Consider the following 18,078-nt stretch of genomic DNA (forward strand, 5'->3'; position numbering starts at 1 on the left):
AAGCCCACATTTAGAACCTTCCAGCGAAAATTTCACTAGTCCTGTGGAAGACAAATGTATTGGATTTCGGTAAGTTCCGCATATGTCTAATTCTTGCTTTGAATATCTATAATTTAGAAATTATTTAAGAAAGGAACAGGTGAATACATGTATAAAGTTTCTTTTCAGCAAATCAACTATTTTCTGGTAATGGCAGAAAAATTAAATTTTACTGAGGCTTCAAAATCATTATATATTTCGCAGCCTGCACTCAGTAAACAAATACAAATATTAGAAAAGGAATTGGGATTATCCCTTTTTATACGTAATAATCAATCCATCTCCTTAACACCAAGTGGGCAAGCTCTTGTCAAGAAATGGAGCAATTTAGAAGAAATGTTTACACAATCCGTTTCTGATGCTAAACTCTTAAGTCATACTTCGACAGGCACATTAAATATTGGAAGTACTGAAACCTTCGACTGTGAAGAATCCATTCTTGAATTAGTTGAAACTTTTCGAAAAGCTTATCCAAATATAAATATTAATTTAGAGTTATATGGTTTTAAGGAGCTACGTGAAAAGTTAAATTCAAAGGCCTTAGATATTGTCTTTGTTCCATATTTTGAACTTGCAGCCTATAAAGATATTACAAGTATTCACTTTAAAGAAGTTGAACTTGCAATTGCCATATCAACTTCTAATCCTTTATCTAAATTAGATAACTTAACAATAAAAGATTTGGTGGATGAACCTTTCGTAGTTATATCTTCTGATGAATCTTCCAATGGAATTGAAAGAATTAAAGAAGCCTGCAAACTAAATGGATTTTCCCCAAATATAGTAAAATACACTAAGAATATGAATTCCTTAATTCTAGCTGTTAAAAATGGCGATGGAGTTACCTTTTGTAATAATAAAATACCAGTTGATAAAAAAATTCGCCTATATAATTATTCTAACCCTTCAAGGGACTCTGATATTTTTGCGGTATGGAAATCAAATAACCTAAAAATAGAATTAAATTTTTTTAAAGATGAACTTTTAAAATTCAATAATAAAGAAGAACTTAATGGCACTCCACTACCTCAGAGAAATTCTTCATAATTTACAAGAAAACCATAGAGCATTGTGCTTCTCTATGGTTTCTTAATTATAATATGCCTCACTAACTTAATAGGCCTTTAATTTGAGCATCCATTTCTTTTTTACTTATCTCTCCCAAATGATCATTAACTATATCTCCATTTTTATCAATAAACAAAGTTCTAGGGATAGATTCAATATTATAACTTCGTGCTGCAGAAATATCTTTATCAAATAATACCTTCATATTATAATTATTATCACTTATATATTTCTTAGCAATATCAACAGTTTCTCTTTGTCCATCAGTCATATTCACCATTAAAACTACCAATTCTTCTTGCTTATATTTACTTGAAACTTCATTGAATATTGGCATTTCATCTTGACAAGGTGGACACCAGCTAGCCCAGAAATTTACTATAACTGGTTTTCCTATATAATCTGATAATTTTACTTTATTCATATTTTCATCATATACAACGAAGTCTTTTTCTTTCTTTTTGTTTTGTGAATTATCTGTTTGACTCTGAGTATCCTTTTGGCTATAAGAGGTACTCAAGGAGTTATAGCCTATATAAGCTATTCCCAAAAATCCTACAAAACATATTATTGCTATTAACAATTCTTTCTTTTTCATAAAATCCTCCTATACAGTTAAAAATGAAAGTAATTTATTTAAATATCCAGTCATAATAGAAATACCAATAACAATAAGAATTATTCCAGATACAGTATTGATAATTTTATAATTTCTCTTTATAAAATCAAAGGTTTCTTTAACTTTATCAATTAAAATGGCACATAGCACAAAAGGAATTCCTAAGCCCAAACTATATATTAAAAGCATTATCGCTCCCTTTGTAACGTCTTGAGCATTAACAGCAAGCATAAGAGCTGCTCCCAAAAAAGTTCCAACACATGGTGTCCAACCTATTGCAAAAATCATTCCAAAAAGAATTGAAGATAAGAATTTCAAATTTTTTATTTGTGCATTTAGCTTCAAACTTCTTTCCAAAAATGGAATTTTAAATATTCCAATATAATTCATCCCAAAGATAATTACTAATAATCCACAAAAAAAGTTGATAATAGAATTTTCCTCTTTAATAAAGCTTCCAAAGGTTCCTGCTAATGTCCCTAGTAATGTAAATATTATGGTAAAGCCTAATACAAAGCCCACTGAATTTGCAAATGCATCATATTTACCTCTTTTCTCCTTTTCATTGCTTCCAATAAAATAAGAAACATATAAAGGCAAAAGTGGTAAGATGCAAGGTGATATAAAAGTTATAATGCCTTCTAAAAATAACAAAAAATATTCCATCTCTTATCCTTTCTATATTTTTATTTACTTAAACTATAATTCTTCACCTTATATTATAGATGATTTCCATATTTTTGTATGTGATTAAGTTACATATGAATATCCAAGTTTGGTTATGTAAAGCATAAAAAAGCGACTTAACTTTAAGTCAAGTCACTTTTTTCAACTTACTCTTTGTGAAGGTATAATAGTTATACGTATCAATTTATCTATTATTATAATCTTTCTACAATAAGTGCAGTACCCATACCCCCACCTATACATAAAGTTGCTAATCCATATTTTGAATCTCTCTTTTGCATTCCATAAAGCAAAGTAGTAAGTATCCTAGCGCCTGATGCTCCAACTGGATGCCCAATTGCTATAGCTCCTCCACTTACATTAACTTTCTTCATATCAAAATTCAAATCCTTTGCTACAGCTAAACTTTGAGCTGCGAAAGCTTCATTTGCTTCTATTAAATCTATATCTTCTATCGTTAGATTTGCTTTCTCTAAAGCCTTCTTAGTAGCGTGAAATGGTCCATATCCCATAATAGCTGAATCTAATCCTTTTGATCCATAAGATACTATTTTTGCCATTGGCTTTAAGCCAAGTTCTTCTGCTTTTTCAGCACTCATAACTACTATAGCTGCAGCACCATCATTTATTCCCGAAGCATTTCCAGCTGTAACAGTTCCCTCTTTCTTAAAAGCTGGTTTTAGCTTAGCTAAATCTTCTATAGTTGTTCCAAATCTCGGAAACTCATCTGTATCAAACACTATCTCGCCTTTTCTAGTTTTTATAACTACTGGAACTATCTCAGCTTTAAATATCCCTTCTTCTATAGCCGCTTGTGCTTTTTGTTGAGATGCTGTTGCAAATTCATCTTGCATTTCCCTCGTTAAATTCCATTTTTCAGCTATATTTTCTGCTGTAATTCCCATATGATATCCCTCAAAAGCATCTGTTAAAGCATCATTAACCATTGTATCTACAATAGTTCCATTCCCCATTCTTTGTCCCCATCTTGTAGTTGGTAGTACATATGGTGCTGCTGACATATTTTCCATACCACCAGCTACTATGACATCAGCATCTCCTGCTTTTATTAATTGAGCTGCTAAACTTACTGCTCTTAATCCTGACCCACAAACTTTATTCAAGGTAAATCCAGGAACTTCTTCTGGTAAACCAGCTTTTACTATAGCCTGTCTAGTTACATTTTGACCTAAACCTGCCTGTATAACATTTCCCATTATAACTTCATCTACTAATTCTGGTTTAACTTTTGCTCTATTAAGCGCTTCTTTAATAACTAATGCCCCTAGTTCAGCTGCTGGAACTTCCTTCAAAGCTCCACCAAACTTTCCAACTGCAGTTCTAACAGCACTTACAATAACTACTTCTTTCATTTATGCTCCTCCTATATTATTATTTAAAAATACCTCTTGCTTTATCCTTAGTTACCTGATTAATATCTTTGCTTCTCTTTTATCTTTACGCATCATTGCAATTATTACTATTTCTCTCTATTGATATCAATCATACTCTCTTCTATTTAAGTTCGTACTATCAATTAAGAAGCAATTACCATGCCACAAATTATAATTTTTCAACTCTTCCTCATACAAGAAATATGTATAATGTTCTAAATTCCACATTTAGCCATCAAATTTTTTTGTAAAATTTGTTTTCAATTAACCAAAAACATTCTGCCCATGAAAATGTTAATTCGAAATCAACTTAACTATATTATTTATTTTAAGTCAGGAATGTATTATATTTTCACATAACTCTATTTTAAACTAAAAAATTATGGATAGCATTTCTTCAAAATACTATCCATAATTCTTATTACAATATTTTTATATCACTTTAAAAGGCCATAATAAATATTCTTACTCCCACAATAGCTAAAGCAACTGCAAGACTTTTAATTATTGCTGTCCCACAGATTTTCTTAGAAAATCTTGCACCTATCTGTGCTCCAAATAATACTCCTATTGATAAGGCCACTGTCTGTATAATGCTAGATTGAAGCACTCCATTTACTACATGAACTGCTGTCCCTGAAAAGGACATTACTGCTAAAACAAAATGGGAAGTTGCAGTTGCAATATGTACAGGGTAATTTAAAAGATTAACTAGTACAGGAACATGTATTATTCCTCCACCTATTCCTAAAAAGCTGGACATAAATCCTACAAATACACTTACAACAATCCCTGTTATAGGATTGTAGGAAAATGTATGTTCATTTCCTTCAACATCAATTACTGTTCTTGTTACGTATCCATTCTTTACTGCTATAGTAGTTTCTTTTGTTTCATTTTTAGTCTTAAATATCAAAAATATTCCTACTACAACTAATATCACTCCAAATATTCCATTAAAAAGTTGTCTTGGTACATATGAGGTTATTATTGAACCTAATATTGAACCTGGCAGTGTTGCAATTGCAAAAACTATTCCAGATTTATAATCTATACGCTTCATTTTATAATATGCAAAAGAGCCAGATAATGCATTAAAAAATACAACTGTTAATGAAATACTAGTTATTGTATCTGGACTTTTATCCGGATATAACAGCAATAATATAGGCACTAAAATAAATCCTCCACCAGCTCCTATTAAAGTTCCAAAGGCACCAACAAGGAAACCTAACGGGGTTAACCATAAAAATTGCAACAAATTTAAGACCTTCTTCCATATTACTTATAATTTTTAGTATCTATTGACCAATCTCAACTTTCTCATTATATTAATTTACAAATCCTTTATTAAATATTATACCATACTTTTAACCATTTTGGTGATAAGTTTTCATATTTTTAGAAACCCCTTAAGAGATTTCTAAAATATAATTAAATCAATTTCTACTTGTCTTAAGTCCTACTCTATAATAACTTACTGCTAAAAAAATTATCCAAGCTATAACTCCTGTTAAACTTACAAACTGAGCCATTCTAATATTTCCAAGCATCAAGCTATCAGTTCTCATACCTTCAATTACAAATCGTCCTATTGAATATAGTCCAATATATGTCATAAATACAATTCCATTCTTTTTACTCTTTCTAAGTAAAAGCATTAATATTACGAAAACACTAATATTCCAAACAGATTCATATAAGAACGTAGGATTATAATAAACTCCTTGTATATTCATTCCCTTTTGTATGAACATAGGAAAATGTTTAATAAATTCATAGCTTACTGCATCCCCATGAGCTTCTTGGTTAAAGAAATTCCCCCATCTGCCTAAGGCTTGGGCCAAAATAATTGAAGGTGCAGCAACATCTGCAAACCTAATAAAGTTTAATTTTTTGACTTTTGTATAAATCAATGCTGTTCCTATAGCAAAAATAAGCCCTCCATGTATAGCCAAACCTCCATTTCTTATGTTAAAAGCATCAATAATATTATTTTTATAATTATCAAATTCAAATATAACATAATACAATCTTGCCCCTACAATACCAATTGGCAGTGACCATAGTACAATATTTAATAAATTTTCATAATCAACTTCTCTCCACTTGCAATTATATTGTGAGATTAATATCCCTAGTACAATTCCTGTTGCAATTAATATTCCATACCATCTTACATCAAAGCCTCCAATTGAAAACGCTGTTGGATTCATAATTTCACATCCTTATCATTTCTCGTGTAGCCGGCGCTAAACGGATTAATTTAGTATTTTTTCTATAACCATAGCACATGCTCCCACTGCTATAGAATTATCTTCAAAGTATCCTCCTTTGCTAAATTTAATGCGTGTATCTTTTATATGACACTTTTGAGTAGCAATTTCTTTTGCTTTATCATAAAACAACTTTGAATGTTGTATTAATGGCCCACTTAAAATTATAAGTTCTGGATTGAATAATTTTATATAATTTGCAAGTCCAATTCCAAAATATAAAGCTGAATTTTTAATGATATTTTCAGCAATTTCATTTTTTCTTTCTGCTAAACTGCAAACATCCATGTAGTTTATGTGGTTTAGATCTTTCTTTAAGGCTAATGCTTTACTTCCTTTCATTTCCTCTATAAATTTATCCGTTATGTTTGATATAGATACATAACTTTCTATACATCCATAATTTCCACAGGAACACTTTTGTCCATTTGCTTCTACAATCATATGTCCAAAGGCATCCTCTAAATTATTAATTGTTCTTATTAGTACCCCTGACGATATAATTCCAGTTCTTATTCCAACACCACAATTAATATATGCTATGTTATTTTTGCCCTTTCCCATTCCAAAATTATACTCTCCAATAACTGCTGCATTAGCACCATTATCAATAAATATTGCTGAAGCAAATTTTTTTTCTAATTCTTTCTGCAATGGAATGGCATTAAAACCACCAACTATACCTATACCTATACCAACAATATACGAATCATTAATATGCACTTTTTCAGCTAACTCTTCTATGGCATTAGGTATAATTTCGGATATAGAGTCAATATTATATTCATTACTTAACAATCTTTCTCCCTTTATATCCAACTTTAAATTTGTTATAACTATTTTTGTGTATATTCTGGATATATCAAGCCCTATAAGATAATATTCCTCTTTATTTACATCATATAAGCTTGGTTTTCTTCCTCCTGTAGATTCTCCAATTTCACTTTCTACAATTAGTTTTTCACCAAGTAATATCTTAAGACTTCTATTTAATGTGGTTAACTTAATTTTTGTCATATCTATTAATTCGTTTTTAGTAATAGGCCCCTTTTCTTGTAGAACACTAAAAATGTATTTACATCTTTCATCTAATGCTTCAAAGCCCTTATATGTTTTCAAGAAATCCACTTCCTTTCTCCTTACTTAAGAATATCATCTTTTAACCACCTTGGAAATAAGTATTTAAAATAAAAATAGATAGATTTTTATATAGATATCCAAATGAATAATCAAACTTATAAATGGAATATGCATACACTCTTGAGAACACTACACTAGAAATATGATATATTTTTTTCTGGAGCAGGCATGTGAAATTGAGCTGTTGAAGGGTATTAAGCAGAGAACCCAAATCTATGATTTGGTGTGAATCGCTTACTCAGCGAACGAACGTGAGTCGAGTTTCCCCTACGGCTTGTTTCATTTTCAGCTTGTCAAGATTTTATATCTGGAGCACGCTGAAATGACTGCAAGCCCACATTTAGAACTTTCCAGCGAAAATTTCACTAGTCCTGTGGAAGATAAATGTATCATATTTCGGTAATTGTTGCATAAGTCTAATTCTTGCATTGTATATCTATATATTTAAAAATCTATCTATAGACATCAATATTGTTAAAAGGCCCCAGAACTAATTTTCTGAGACCTTTTTATTTATTCTAATTTTTCTTTTACTCCTTCAACCTCAAAATCAGGAACTACATTTTTTATATCTTTAAGTTTGGTTTCTTTTGAAATTGATGTAGGTAGATCAATCTTTATATATATTTCACTTAAATCCATTCCTAAACCCTTAGACAAATCTTCTAAAGTCATATAAAGTTTGATTTCATCCAAATTTATCTTATTCTCACCTGTTATAGATTTAGCTATGATTTCAAAGTTTCCTGTAATTCTTGCAACTCCTATGCCTCCAAAGAATATCAAAAATACTATTACAAATATATATATTGGTTTTACTGCTTTATCCTTAACTTTAAATTCCAATGTAGAATATAATTATTCTATTTTTTCCTTACATTCATCAAATTGTATATCTTAATAATATGATATTTCTAAGCTAATTTTTTAGTTTTCATTTTGTTCCCCTACAATGCTTTTAAGAATCGCAGTTTGATCTTGTACATCCTCTCTTTGTATATCAATTTTTGTCCATTCTCCAACTAAATCCCCACAAGTATGCTGAAGATGATCATAAAGATTGTCCGAATGTACATGGCTTCTAGGATTTGCAATAACAGTAAATGTCTTAACTTTATTAATATTATTAGCTACACATATGGTTTTTAATTCCTCTGAAATCTTACTTAATAAAATAGTATCATGCATATTTTTCACTCTCCCTTATTTTTACATTCCACTTGTAAATTGTCACCTAATTGTGAAATTTCTTCAGGATTTCTTAAATTGAGATTATAATCTTAATTAGAACTTATATATTTATCTATTTGATCTAAAATTTCTTTAGAAATGACTTCTAATTTCTCTTGTAATCCAGAACTTAATCCGAAACCAAATTCAACTTCCTTTACCTCAATTGCAAAAATCCTTCCTTTAATACTAGGATAATAAAGTTTCAATAGATCTAAAAAACTATAATTATGCTGAGAACATCCTTTTTTCTTAGAAATAAAAGTACTTAATGGCAGGCAGGTAATTTCACCTGGATTTTTTCCATAACACGCTGCATCCAAAACAATTATATGAACATCTTCTTGTATATTTGAAATGCCATATTGAATATCAGTTTCAGCATAAATAACTTCAATTCCTCTTTCTAAAAGTCTTTCTTCTATACCTTTTGCTACTTCAATCCCTATAGCATCATCTTTCATCAAACTATTTCCCACAGCAATAACCTTAATATTGAAGCTTGTATTTCCTGGACTATCTACTTCTTTGACTTCCGAACTATTTACATTCGTATTCAAACCAAAACCTCTACTATTTCTGTATCACCTGTACTTCCAATCACATGAGTTGCACAAGATACGCAAGGATCAAAGGTTCTTACAATACGACCAATTTCTATGGGTTCTTTAATATTTTTTAATTTAGTTCCAATAAGTGCTCTTTCTATAGTTCCAGGAATATTTGATGCATCCTTAGGTGATAAATTCCATACAGTAGGAGTTATAATATTATAATGATTAATAACTTTTTTATCTATCTCAATCCAATGTCCAAGAGAACCTCTAGTAGTATCTATCATACCCACTCCATATGCTTTTTCTGGAATATCGTAAACCTTTTGATTATTTGATTTTAGTTCTATCCTTTCAGCAAGTTTCTTCATTATGCCGAGTATCTTTTCTGTTTCTAATACCCTTGCGATGTTTCTATCCATTGATGAATGTCCATTTGTGTACTCACCACTAACTATTAGTCGTGCTAAGGGACCAACCTCCATAGGCAGACCTAAATAGCGAGGAGCTTTTATAAAAGTGTATGCATCCGGTTTAGATAAATCTACTTCTTCTAATCCTGCATCTTTTCTATACCACGAATAATGAATTTGCTCTGTAATTTTATCTGGTTCTAAATTATATTTAATATTATCCTTCATTACTCCTGGTTTAACATAAGTAATATCTGGATCATCATATTTATCAAATACTCCATAAGTCATAAAATATGGATAAGATGCTCCTTTATTAAAATAATCAGAATAATATTTAGAAATAATTTCTACATCTTCTCTCATTTTGGTTGTTACAAAAGCTTCTATATTTCTAATGATACTTTTTACTTTTTCTAACTTGTAGGCATCTATATTTACCGTGACCCCTCCTACAAAAATCCCATGATTATGTGGAGCCTTTCCTCCCAAAAGCGCAAGTCCTTCATGGGCTAATCTGCTAAGTTCAATACTTTTCACATAATCCTCTTCGATTTTCTTATTTATTCTTTCTGGAAGTCTAAAATCAGTATATTGCTGTTCTTCTATTAATTTAATGCTGGATATTTTGGCATAGCTTGGCATAGAAAGCAAATAAAAATGTCTTAAATGATTTTGTATAAATTCAAAGCCATGCATAATATCTCTAATATAATTATCATTTAAGCTAACTGTTATCTTAAGCGCATCTTCTAATGCTAAAGTAGAAGTCATAGCATGAGCTGTTGAACATATTCCACAGATTCTCTCTGTAAAATATACAGCATCTAAGGGTGCTCTTCCTTTTAACATTTTTTCAAAGCCTCTAAAAAGCAATCCACTAGCATTTGCTTTAGCAATTGTATTGCCTTCTACTTCTGCTCTTATTTCTAAAAAACCACTGATTCTAGTTACTGGATCTATAGTGATTGTCTTTCCCATATCTCCCTCCTAATACCTTACAAAAGGTTCCATTCCATCTGGGAATTGTGCTTGTGCACATCCAATGCAATTTGTGTTATCTCCAATAGGCCAATTAACATATCCATTCCATTTTCTTCTTGGGCAATCAGTTTTTGTTACAGGACCTCTACAGCCTAATTTAAACATACAGCCTTCTTCACCAAATTTTTGTGCAAAGATACCTTTATCAAAAAATCCTCGCCTAGTGCAAGTATCATGGATTGTAACTCCATAAAAAAGAAGAGGTCTTCCTTCATTATCTAACTCAGGCGTACCATAACCAACCAAATGCGCTATAGTTCCAACTACCCAATCTGGATGACAAGGGCATCCAGGTAGTTTTATAACTTGGCGTTCTAAAACTTCTTGTACACTTTTACTTTCTGAAGGATTTGGTTTTGCAGCAGATATTCCACCATGAGAAGCACAAGTTCCCACCGCAACTACATACTTTGCTTTTCCTCCAGCTAATTGTATTGCCTCTAACGCTGTAATACTTTTTCCATTGTAATTAGCTACAATATTATAACGTCCATTTTCTTTAGTAGAAACTGCTCCATCTACTAATAATATAAAATCTGTATCTAATGTTTCTAAGAACTTTTCAAAAGCAAACTCTCCTTCTGAACCCATAAGTGCATTATTAAAAGTAAAATTCACAATATTAGTTAAAACATCATAAAGTCCAGGATTTTCACTATTAAGTAGGGATATTATGTTTCCAGAACACCCTGTTACCTCCAACCAAATAGCATTCATCTTTAGGGTTCTTTTATTGTTAACTATTTTCACAACATCATCTGCAATTCTCTTTGAACTATGAATCTTAACTTCTGTAAGTGGACATACTTTCCCACTGTTCAACTTAATTCCTCCAATATACATTTCTTTATTACAAGTTAAATATCAAATTATTTTTTTGCCTGTAATAATTATTATATATATGCTCTATATAGTTTTAAATTAAGGTAAATATACACTAAAGCCTTCAATTTTAAATTTATGATTATATTACTGTAAAAATGTATATAGACAAAAAAGATGAGATAAATCATTTTAACACCATTATCTTTTCCAATTACCTATGACTCTTTGACTATATTTATAATAAATTGTTAATTACTCTAAATACAGTAATAAACTCAATCAAACTGAATATATTAATTCTGTAAAATCAATTTTTGTAAGAGGTTACAATGAATAACTTTCCCTCATTTTCTTCACCTCCTGATTATTGTAGTTTTAATCAAATGCAGAAACCCTATAAGACCTTAGATGAAGCTCTCATTTTAGTTAAAAATGCAGTACAGGGTGAAAGAGAAGGAAAATTGCAAAAAAAATGGCTAGGGAGCTCTCTTACTCCCTAACCTATCTATAATACTAGTAATTCAATTTTACACTTACGCCATTTTCATGCGCATTTTTATTTGTGCTATCTCAAAACTATTTTGTGCTGTTGCTAGTTCTGAATTTCTTGCATCTTCTCTAGTTTCTTTTATATTCACTTTAATCGAACCAGTATCAACTTTTATGTCTTTTATGTCAGATTCTATTCTGTCTAATCTTCCATTAATACTTTTAATGTCAGCTTTCATTTCCTGCTGATCCTTTTGCATTTGTTTTAGTATCTCTAGGATTTCATTATCCACTAAATATGCACCTTTAAAAAGAGCAGCTCTGCTGCAATAAGGAACTTATATTAGCAATTTTTGACTTGTTATTTATTTTCATGTGCCTAACATAAAAATATATGAAGTGTCATAATTATTTTTATCAATTTTTTATTTTAATTCCGTGACATGAATCGCTTGAAGAGCAGCCACTACAGCCGCATCCACAGCCACTTTCACCACTTTTAGCTTTTTTGATTTGTTTACCAATTACAAATGCTATAAATCCAAATATAATTGCACTTAATACTATTGTTGCTATCATAAATACCACTCTCCTATTTCTAAAATTTGAGGCAGTGAATGAACACTGCCTTTTTTCTTTATTATCTTGTATAACTCAATTGTCCCTTAACTTCTTTTTCTTTAGTATTTCTTCCAGTTAGTATAACTATTGCCACAACACCAACTGCAATAATTACAGATACTACTGCACCAATTAAACTTCCTGTTCCTAATATATAATTTCCCACTTGATTAATAACCAAGGCAACTATATATGCAGTACCAGTTTGGAAACCTAAAGTAATAAATGTCCATTTCCAATTTCCCATTTCACGTCTTATCGCACCAATTGCTGCAAAACAAGGAGCGCAAAGTAAGTTAAAGGCCATAAATGCAAAGCCACTTGCTGCTGTAAACATTACTCCAATATTACTAATTAAAGCTGGATCAGTTTCTGACGCACCATCAATTCCATATAAAACTCCAAATGTACCAACAAGATTTTCTTTAGCTACAAGCCCAGTTACAGTTGCAACTGCTGACTGCCAATTTCCAAAACCAAGCGGTGCAAATATAGGTGCTACAACATTTCCTATACTAGCTAGTATACTATTATCTGCATCGACCATTTCAAACGACCAGTTAAAGGTCTGTAAGAACCATACTGCCGAACAAGAAACAAGAATAATTGTTGCTGCTTTTTTCATAAAAGCTGTTACTCTATCCCACATATGAATCATAACACTCTTTAAACCTGGAATATGATATTGTGGAAGTTCCATAACAAATGGTGATGGATCACCGGAAAACAATCTAGTTTTCTTTAAAATGATACCACAAGAAACAATCATAATTATTCCTAAGAAGTAAGCTGATGGAGCAACCCAAGTTGCATCATCAAAGAAGGCTGAAGCTATTAAAGCTATTACTGGAAGCTTAGCACTACATGGAATAAAAGTAGTTAACATAATAGTCATTTTTCTATCTCTTTCATTTTCCATTGTACGAGTAGACATTATACCAGGCACACCGCAGCCTGAGCTAATTAACATTGGTATAAATGATTTTCCTGATAAACCAAACTTACGGAAAATTCTATCCATTATAAAGGCAACACGTGACATATATCCACAATCTTCGAGGATAGACAAGAATAAGAACAATAAAGCTATTTGTGGAACAAACCCGATAACAGTTCCAACACCACTAATTATTCCACTTGATATTAATCCTTGTAACCAATCTGCAACTCCTGCCGATGTCATCCAATCAGAAACATTTCCTTGAATTATTTCTCCAAACAAGGTGTCATTTATCCAGTCAGTTCCTATTGTTCCTATTGTTATCGCAATATAATATACAACATACATTATAGCCACAAAAATAGGTAAAGCTAAAAATCTATTAGTTACAATTTTATCTATTCTATCAGAAGTTGTTTCCTTAATATTACTATTTTTCTTAACAGCAGCTGAAACTACTTCTCCAATAAATGCATATCTATCACCTGTGACAATACTTTCACTATCATCATCAAGTTCAGTTTCACATTCAGTAATTAAGATCTCAACTTCATCTAATATAGCTTTAGAAATTTTTAACTTTTCAATTATATTTTCATCTCTTTCAAAAAGTTTAACTGAAAGCCAACGTTTCTCTATTCCTTCAATTGAAATATTTTTAGTTATGATTTCTTCAATTTTTTTGAAAGCGTCATTTGCTTCCTTTGAATATTGTAATGCAAATTTAGGTTTATTATTTGAATTAGCGACCTCAATTGCTTTTTCCGCTGCTAATTTAATACCTTCACCTTTAAGGGCAGAAGTTTCAACTACAGGGCAGCCAAGAGTTTTTGATAATTTATTTATATCAATTTTATGACCATTTTTCTGAACAATATCCATCATATTAAGAGCTATAACTGTTGGTATTCCAAGCTCTAAAATTTGAGTTGTTAAATATAAGTTTCTTTCAATGTTAGATGCATCTATTATATTAATTACTGCATCAGGCTTATCATTTAACATAAAATTACGAGTTACAACTTCTTCAAGAGTATATGGTGATAAAGAATATACACCTGGTAAATCTACAATTTCAACATCCTTATGACCTCTTAATTTACCACCTTTTTTTTCAACTGTAACCCCTGGCCAGTTTCCAACATATTGAGATGAACCTGTAAGTTCATTAAACATAGTCGTTTTACCGCAGTTAGGATTACCTGCTAAACCTATTTTAATTGACATTTCTATTCCCCCTAATCTTACTCTACAATTATCATTTCAGCATCAGCTTTACGAAGTGATAATTCATAACCTCTAACTGTAACTTCGATTGGATCTCCAAGTGGTGCTACCTTACGAACATAAACTTCACAACCTCTTGTAATTCCCATATCCATGATACGTCTGCGAACAGCTCCAAGCCCATCAACCTTTTTTACTTTAACTGTTTCTCCACATTTTATTTCTTTTAAAGAACTCATTATAATTCCATTCCTTCCTAAACTATTATTCTGCTTGCTAAACTTTTATCTAATGCAACTCTACTGTCCTTTACACTGATTATGAGATTTCCTCCAAGTTCAGAAATAACCTTTATGCTTTCTCCAATAACTAAACCTAAGCTATTTAGAAATCTTTTTGTTTCATCATTTCCAGTAATTTTTTTAATATTCATTTCATTACCTTTGTCTGCTAGTATCAATGGCATACAAATCTCCCCCTCTTCTATTTTCATATAGTTAAATCATAGTTTTAGTTAAATCCAGTACTTAAACTACAAAAAAATTTAAATTAATAATTCCATTCAATTGATACTTTCTATCAATCACTACACTTATATGATACCACTCTTTTCACTTATTGAAAATGATTTTCATTCATATTTTGTCAAAATGCAACTTTATCATTGATAACGTTCTATTTTTATTTTTTTTTCATTTTCTTCATTAATTTCATATACTTTTTTATTAATATATCATTCTGCTATCATTTCAATTCTCAACTACCGCTTAAGAAACCTTTATATATTTACTTTAAATAAGCTTTTTTTTATTATTTATTACTTAGCCCTTTTATAATTCATTCCACAAAAAAGCACTTCCTTTAAGAATAGAGCTTTTCTATATCTTATCAAGGGAAGTGCTTATAATATATTTACTAAATGTTTATTAATTATATTAAGCATATCAATGGTTACTTTACGATATTAATTGATTGTAATTTCATTTTCTAAAATTTCTTTTAGATAGTTAATGATTTTCTCATTCTCTCCAACATATTATGCTATTTCAGTTTTTATTTTATTAATCCCGGAAGTACTATTGTAAATGTAGTACCAACATTCACTTCACTTTCTACTTCGATCTTCCCTCCATGAGCTTCAACAAAAGCTTTTGTTATTGTAAGCCCTATCCCTGAGCCTCCAGTATTTTTATTTCTAGATATATCACTTCTATATAACCGTTCAAAAATGTAAGGAAGATCTTTTTCAGGTATTCCTAACCCGTTATCCATAACTTTGATTATAATATTATCCTTCTCTTCTTTTAATATAACTGTAACTTTTCCTTTATCCTTCAAATATTTATAAGCATTTGAAAGTAAGTTATTCATAATCTGTACCAATTTATCTTTATCTATCATTCCTGTTATGTCTGGAACTATGCTGCTTATTAATTCATAATTCTCTTTATTATAAATAGGTTTATAATTATCTATAATTTTCTCTATTTCAGCTGAAACATTAATTTTACTTTTGCTTAAGATCATATTCATTTGTTCGAGCTTTGCTAAATCTCGTAGATTATCCACCATTTTAGTTAGTCTTTCTATTTCCTCATAAAAAATTTCAAACCGTTCATTAGTTGGTTCCCAAATTCCATCCATAAAAGCTTCTACATGAGTCTTTAAGGTAGTTAATGGAGTTCTAAGCTCATGAGCCATATCTGAAGTCATTCTCTTCCTAAGCATTTCTTGATTACTTAAGGTTTCTGCAAGGTAATTTATAGAATTTGAAAGTTCAATTATTTCTTTTGTATTTGAATTAGTCTTTACCCTAACATTCAACTCACCATTTCTCATTAAATTTGCTGTTTCTGTTATCTTAGCTAGAGGCTTTGATATTTGCCTTGAAATAACTACACTAAGAATAATTCCAAAAACTAATGCTGCTAAAGCTGATATCATAAAGGAATGATTTAAAGTACTAACAAAGGTTACTGATGCTGAAGATAAGTAAGACGTTCCAAAATAACCTATAATTATACTTCCAATATTTTTATCATTAACAGTTAAAGGATATTTATTTTCATTATATTCTCCAACATTAATGCCTGAAAAATTTCGCATCATTCCTCCACCCATCATAGATCCCATCATATTTTTATGCTGCAAATGAGCTTTTCCCGAAGAATAAATTGTATTGTTATTTATATCTTTAATTTCTATATACATTTCTTGTAACTCAGCATATCTTTGTATTTCATCTGTGTTTATTTTGCTGTTTCCATTTTGTGTACTATATAATTCATCAATAATTTTAACAACATTTTCTACCTTTGCATTATGCTCATCGACTAAATAATTTTTAAATTTACTTCCTACTGTGTAATTGGAAATAACACTTACTAAGATAATTGACCCTAAAACAGCCAAAATAAAACCTAAGGATAATTTTTTTACTAAAGATATTTTCATTTCTCCACCTCTTCAGCATTTGGTTTAAATTTATATCCAATTCCATATAAGGTTACTATGTATCCAGGTTCCTTGGGATTACTTTCTATTTTTTGGCGAATATTTTTAATATATGTATCTACTGTTCTGTCAAAACCTTCATACTCCCCTCCAAAAGCTTTTTCCACTAATTCTTCTCTTGAAAATACTTTTTCAGGGTTCATGATAAAAATAGTTAATATTTTAAATTCATTTGCTGTTAAACTGGCAAGTTTGCCTTGTTTTTTAACAAGCATTTTTTTGATATCAACTTCTAAATCCTTATTGTTAAAGGTTAATATATCTGCCATAGGCGCAAAATCCTTATAGGTTCTTCTAAGTAAAGCCCTAACCCTTACAACAAGTTCACGTACACTGAAGGGCTTTGTTAAATAGTCATCAGCTCCTATTGATATTCCTTCTATTTTTTCATCTTCTTCTGCTTTAGCTGTAAGCATAATTATTGGTACGCTGGAACTTGCCCTAATCCTTCTGCATACTTCTTCACCTGTTAGCCTTGGAAGCATTAAATCCAAAATTATTAGATCAATGTTTCCACTATTAAATATATCTATTGCTGTCTTTCCATCCATGGCAGAAATAACTTCAAAGTTTTCTTTTTCAAGGTATGCCTTAACTACATCTAATATATTTTGTTCATCATCAACAACTAATATTTTAAAGTTATTACTCAATTCTCTCACCGCCTTTATCCTATGACTATATTATATAGCTATAAAAAAGACTAGAGTATAGATTATTTTAAAATTACCTTACTCTAGTCCTTATGCTTTACTTAATTTTTCTGTCTAAAAGTATATTTCTTCTCTTTATATATTCTTCCTCGCTAATTTCTCCACCTGCATATTTTTCATTAAGTATCTTTAAGGCTGAATTAGATTTATTGATAAATTCTTTATATAATTTTACACCTATAAATATTACTGCAATAAATATCAATAATCTAAAGCCCATTCCTAAAAACATTCCTTCATATCCCATAGCATTACCTGGTCCAAAACTACCACGTCCTACAAAAT

20 protein-coding genes are annotated in these 18,078 nt (G+C 30.4%); 1 reads left to right on the plus strand and 19 read right to left on the minus strand.

Going from position 1 to position 18,078, the window contains the following annotated elements; genetic code table 11:
- Window positions 1-147 precede the first annotated feature (147 nt).
- Entirely contained in the window at window positions 148-1,086 is a 939-nt protein-coding gene (locus L3B98_RS25895) for a LysR family transcriptional regulator (RefSeq protein WP_275298505.1), read from the plus strand.
- Between the two features lie 61 nt (window positions 1,087-1,147).
- Here the strand turns inward: L3B98_RS25895 and L3B98_RS25900 are convergent, their stop codons facing one another.
- The 19 genes from L3B98_RS25900 to L3B98_RS25990 form a co-directional block, all read right to left on the minus strand.
- The gene (locus tag L3B98_RS25900; protein WP_238918828.1) at window positions 1,148-1,705 is read right to left on the minus strand and encodes a TlpA disulfide reductase family protein; all 558 of its coding nucleotides are present in this window, start codon (window positions 1,703-1,705) and stop codon (window positions 1,148-1,150) included.
- A gap of 9 nt (window positions 1,706-1,714) precedes the next feature.
- Window positions 1,715-2,392: a cytochrome c biogenesis CcdA family protein gene (locus tag L3B98_RS25905; protein ID WP_238918829.1), complete on the minus strand. Its 678-nt coding sequence runs from the start codon at window positions 2,390-2,392 to the stop codon at window positions 1,715-1,717.
- 215 nt (window positions 2,393-2,607) lie between these two features.
- Window positions 2,608-3,786, minus strand: a complete 1,179-nt coding sequence (locus tag L3B98_RS25910; RefSeq protein WP_015391822.1) for an acetyl-CoA C-acetyltransferase — start codon at window positions 3,784-3,786, stop codon at window positions 2,608-2,610.
- 463 nt (window positions 3,787-4,249) lie between these two features.
- Window positions 4,250-5,068 carry a sulfite exporter TauE/SafE family protein gene (locus L3B98_RS25915; protein WP_015391821.1) on the minus strand — a complete coding sequence of 273 codons (819 nt, stop codon included), beginning with the start codon at window positions 5,066-5,068 and terminating at the stop codon, window positions 4,250-4,252.
- A 178-nt stretch (window positions 5,069-5,246) separates the two neighbouring features.
- A complete protein-coding gene (gene lgt / locus L3B98_RS25920) occupies window positions 5,247-6,023 on the minus strand; it encodes a prolipoprotein diacylglyceryl transferase (RefSeq protein WP_238918830.1) in 777 nt (258 codons plus the stop codon).
- A gap of 45 nt (window positions 6,024-6,068) precedes the next feature.
- On the minus strand, window positions 6,069-7,211 hold the full coding sequence (locus tag L3B98_RS25925) for an ROK family protein (RefSeq protein ID WP_238918831.1): 1,143 nt from the start codon (window positions 7,209-7,211) through the stop codon (window positions 6,069-6,071).
- Window positions 7,212-7,736: 525 nt separating this feature from the next.
- Entirely contained in the window at window positions 7,737-8,069 is a 333-nt protein-coding gene (locus L3B98_RS25930; protein WP_238918832.1) for a hypothetical protein, read from the minus strand.
- 81 nt (window positions 8,070-8,150) lie between these two features.
- Complete coding sequence (locus L3B98_RS25935) at window positions 8,151-8,411, minus strand: hypothetical protein (protein WP_238918833.1); 261 nt, start codon at window positions 8,409-8,411, stop codon at window positions 8,151-8,153.
- A 92-nt stretch (window positions 8,412-8,503) separates the two neighbouring features.
- Complete coding sequence (locus L3B98_RS25940) at window positions 8,504-9,013, minus strand: hydrogenase maturation protease (RefSeq protein WP_238918834.1); 510 nt, start codon at window positions 9,011-9,013, stop codon at window positions 8,504-8,506.
- On the minus strand, window positions 9,010-10,401 hold the full coding sequence (locus L3B98_RS25945; protein WP_238918835.1) for a nickel-dependent hydrogenase large subunit: 1,392 nt from the start codon (window positions 10,399-10,401) through the stop codon (window positions 9,010-9,012). Before L3B98_RS25945 ends, L3B98_RS25940 begins: the two co-directional genes overlap by 4 nt.
- Before the next feature lie 9 nt (window positions 10,402-10,410).
- On the minus strand, window positions 10,411-11,286 hold the full coding sequence (locus L3B98_RS25950) for a hydrogenase small subunit (RefSeq protein ID WP_238918836.1): 876 nt from the start codon (window positions 11,284-11,286) through the stop codon (window positions 10,411-10,413).
- 536 nt (window positions 11,287-11,822) lie between these two features.
- Complete coding sequence (locus L3B98_RS25955) at window positions 11,823-12,071, minus strand: hypothetical protein (protein ID WP_238918837.1); 249 nt, start codon at window positions 12,069-12,071, stop codon at window positions 11,823-11,825.
- 124 nt (window positions 12,072-12,195) lie between these two features.
- Window positions 12,196-12,357: a FeoB-associated Cys-rich membrane protein gene (locus tag L3B98_RS25960; RefSeq protein ID WP_015391817.1), complete on the minus strand. Its 162-nt coding sequence runs from the start codon at window positions 12,355-12,357 to the stop codon at window positions 12,196-12,198.
- Between the two features lie 61 nt (window positions 12,358-12,418).
- A complete protein-coding gene (feoB, locus tag L3B98_RS25965) occupies window positions 12,419-14,566 on the minus strand; it encodes a ferrous iron transport protein B (RefSeq protein ID WP_238918838.1) in 2,148 nt (715 codons plus the stop codon).
- 17 nt (window positions 14,567-14,583) lie between these two features.
- The gene (locus tag L3B98_RS25970; protein ID WP_015391815.1) at window positions 14,584-14,805 is read right to left on the minus strand and encodes a ferrous iron transport protein A; all 222 of its coding nucleotides are present in this window, start codon (window positions 14,803-14,805) and stop codon (window positions 14,584-14,586) included.
- Between the two features lie 17 nt (window positions 14,806-14,822).
- Window positions 14,823-15,032, minus strand: a complete 210-nt coding sequence (locus L3B98_RS25975; RefSeq protein WP_015391814.1) for a FeoA family protein — start codon at window positions 15,030-15,032, stop codon at window positions 14,823-14,825.
- Window positions 15,033-15,619: 587 nt separating this feature from the next.
- Window positions 15,620-17,020 (minus strand): HAMP domain-containing sensor histidine kinase, encoded by a 1,401-nt coding sequence (locus L3B98_RS25980; RefSeq protein ID WP_238918839.1) that lies wholly within the window; start codon window positions 17,018-17,020, stop codon window positions 15,620-15,622.
- Window positions 17,017-17,733 (minus strand): response regulator transcription factor, encoded by a 717-nt coding sequence (locus tag L3B98_RS25985; RefSeq protein ID WP_238918840.1) that lies wholly within the window; start codon window positions 17,731-17,733, stop codon window positions 17,017-17,019. Before L3B98_RS25985 ends, L3B98_RS25980 begins: the two co-directional genes overlap by 4 nt.
- 97 nt (window positions 17,734-17,830) lie before the next feature.
- Complete coding sequence (locus L3B98_RS25990; RefSeq protein WP_238918841.1) at window positions 17,831-18,040, minus strand: SHOCT domain-containing protein; 210 nt, start codon at window positions 18,038-18,040, stop codon at window positions 17,831-17,833.
- Window positions 18,041-18,078: the final 38 nt, after the last annotated feature.

The sequence above is a fragment of the Clostridium sp. YIM B02555 genome, assembly GCF_022320955.1.
Lineage (GTDB): Bacteria > Bacillota > Clostridia > Clostridiales > Clostridiaceae > Clostridium > Clostridium saccharoperbutylacetonicum.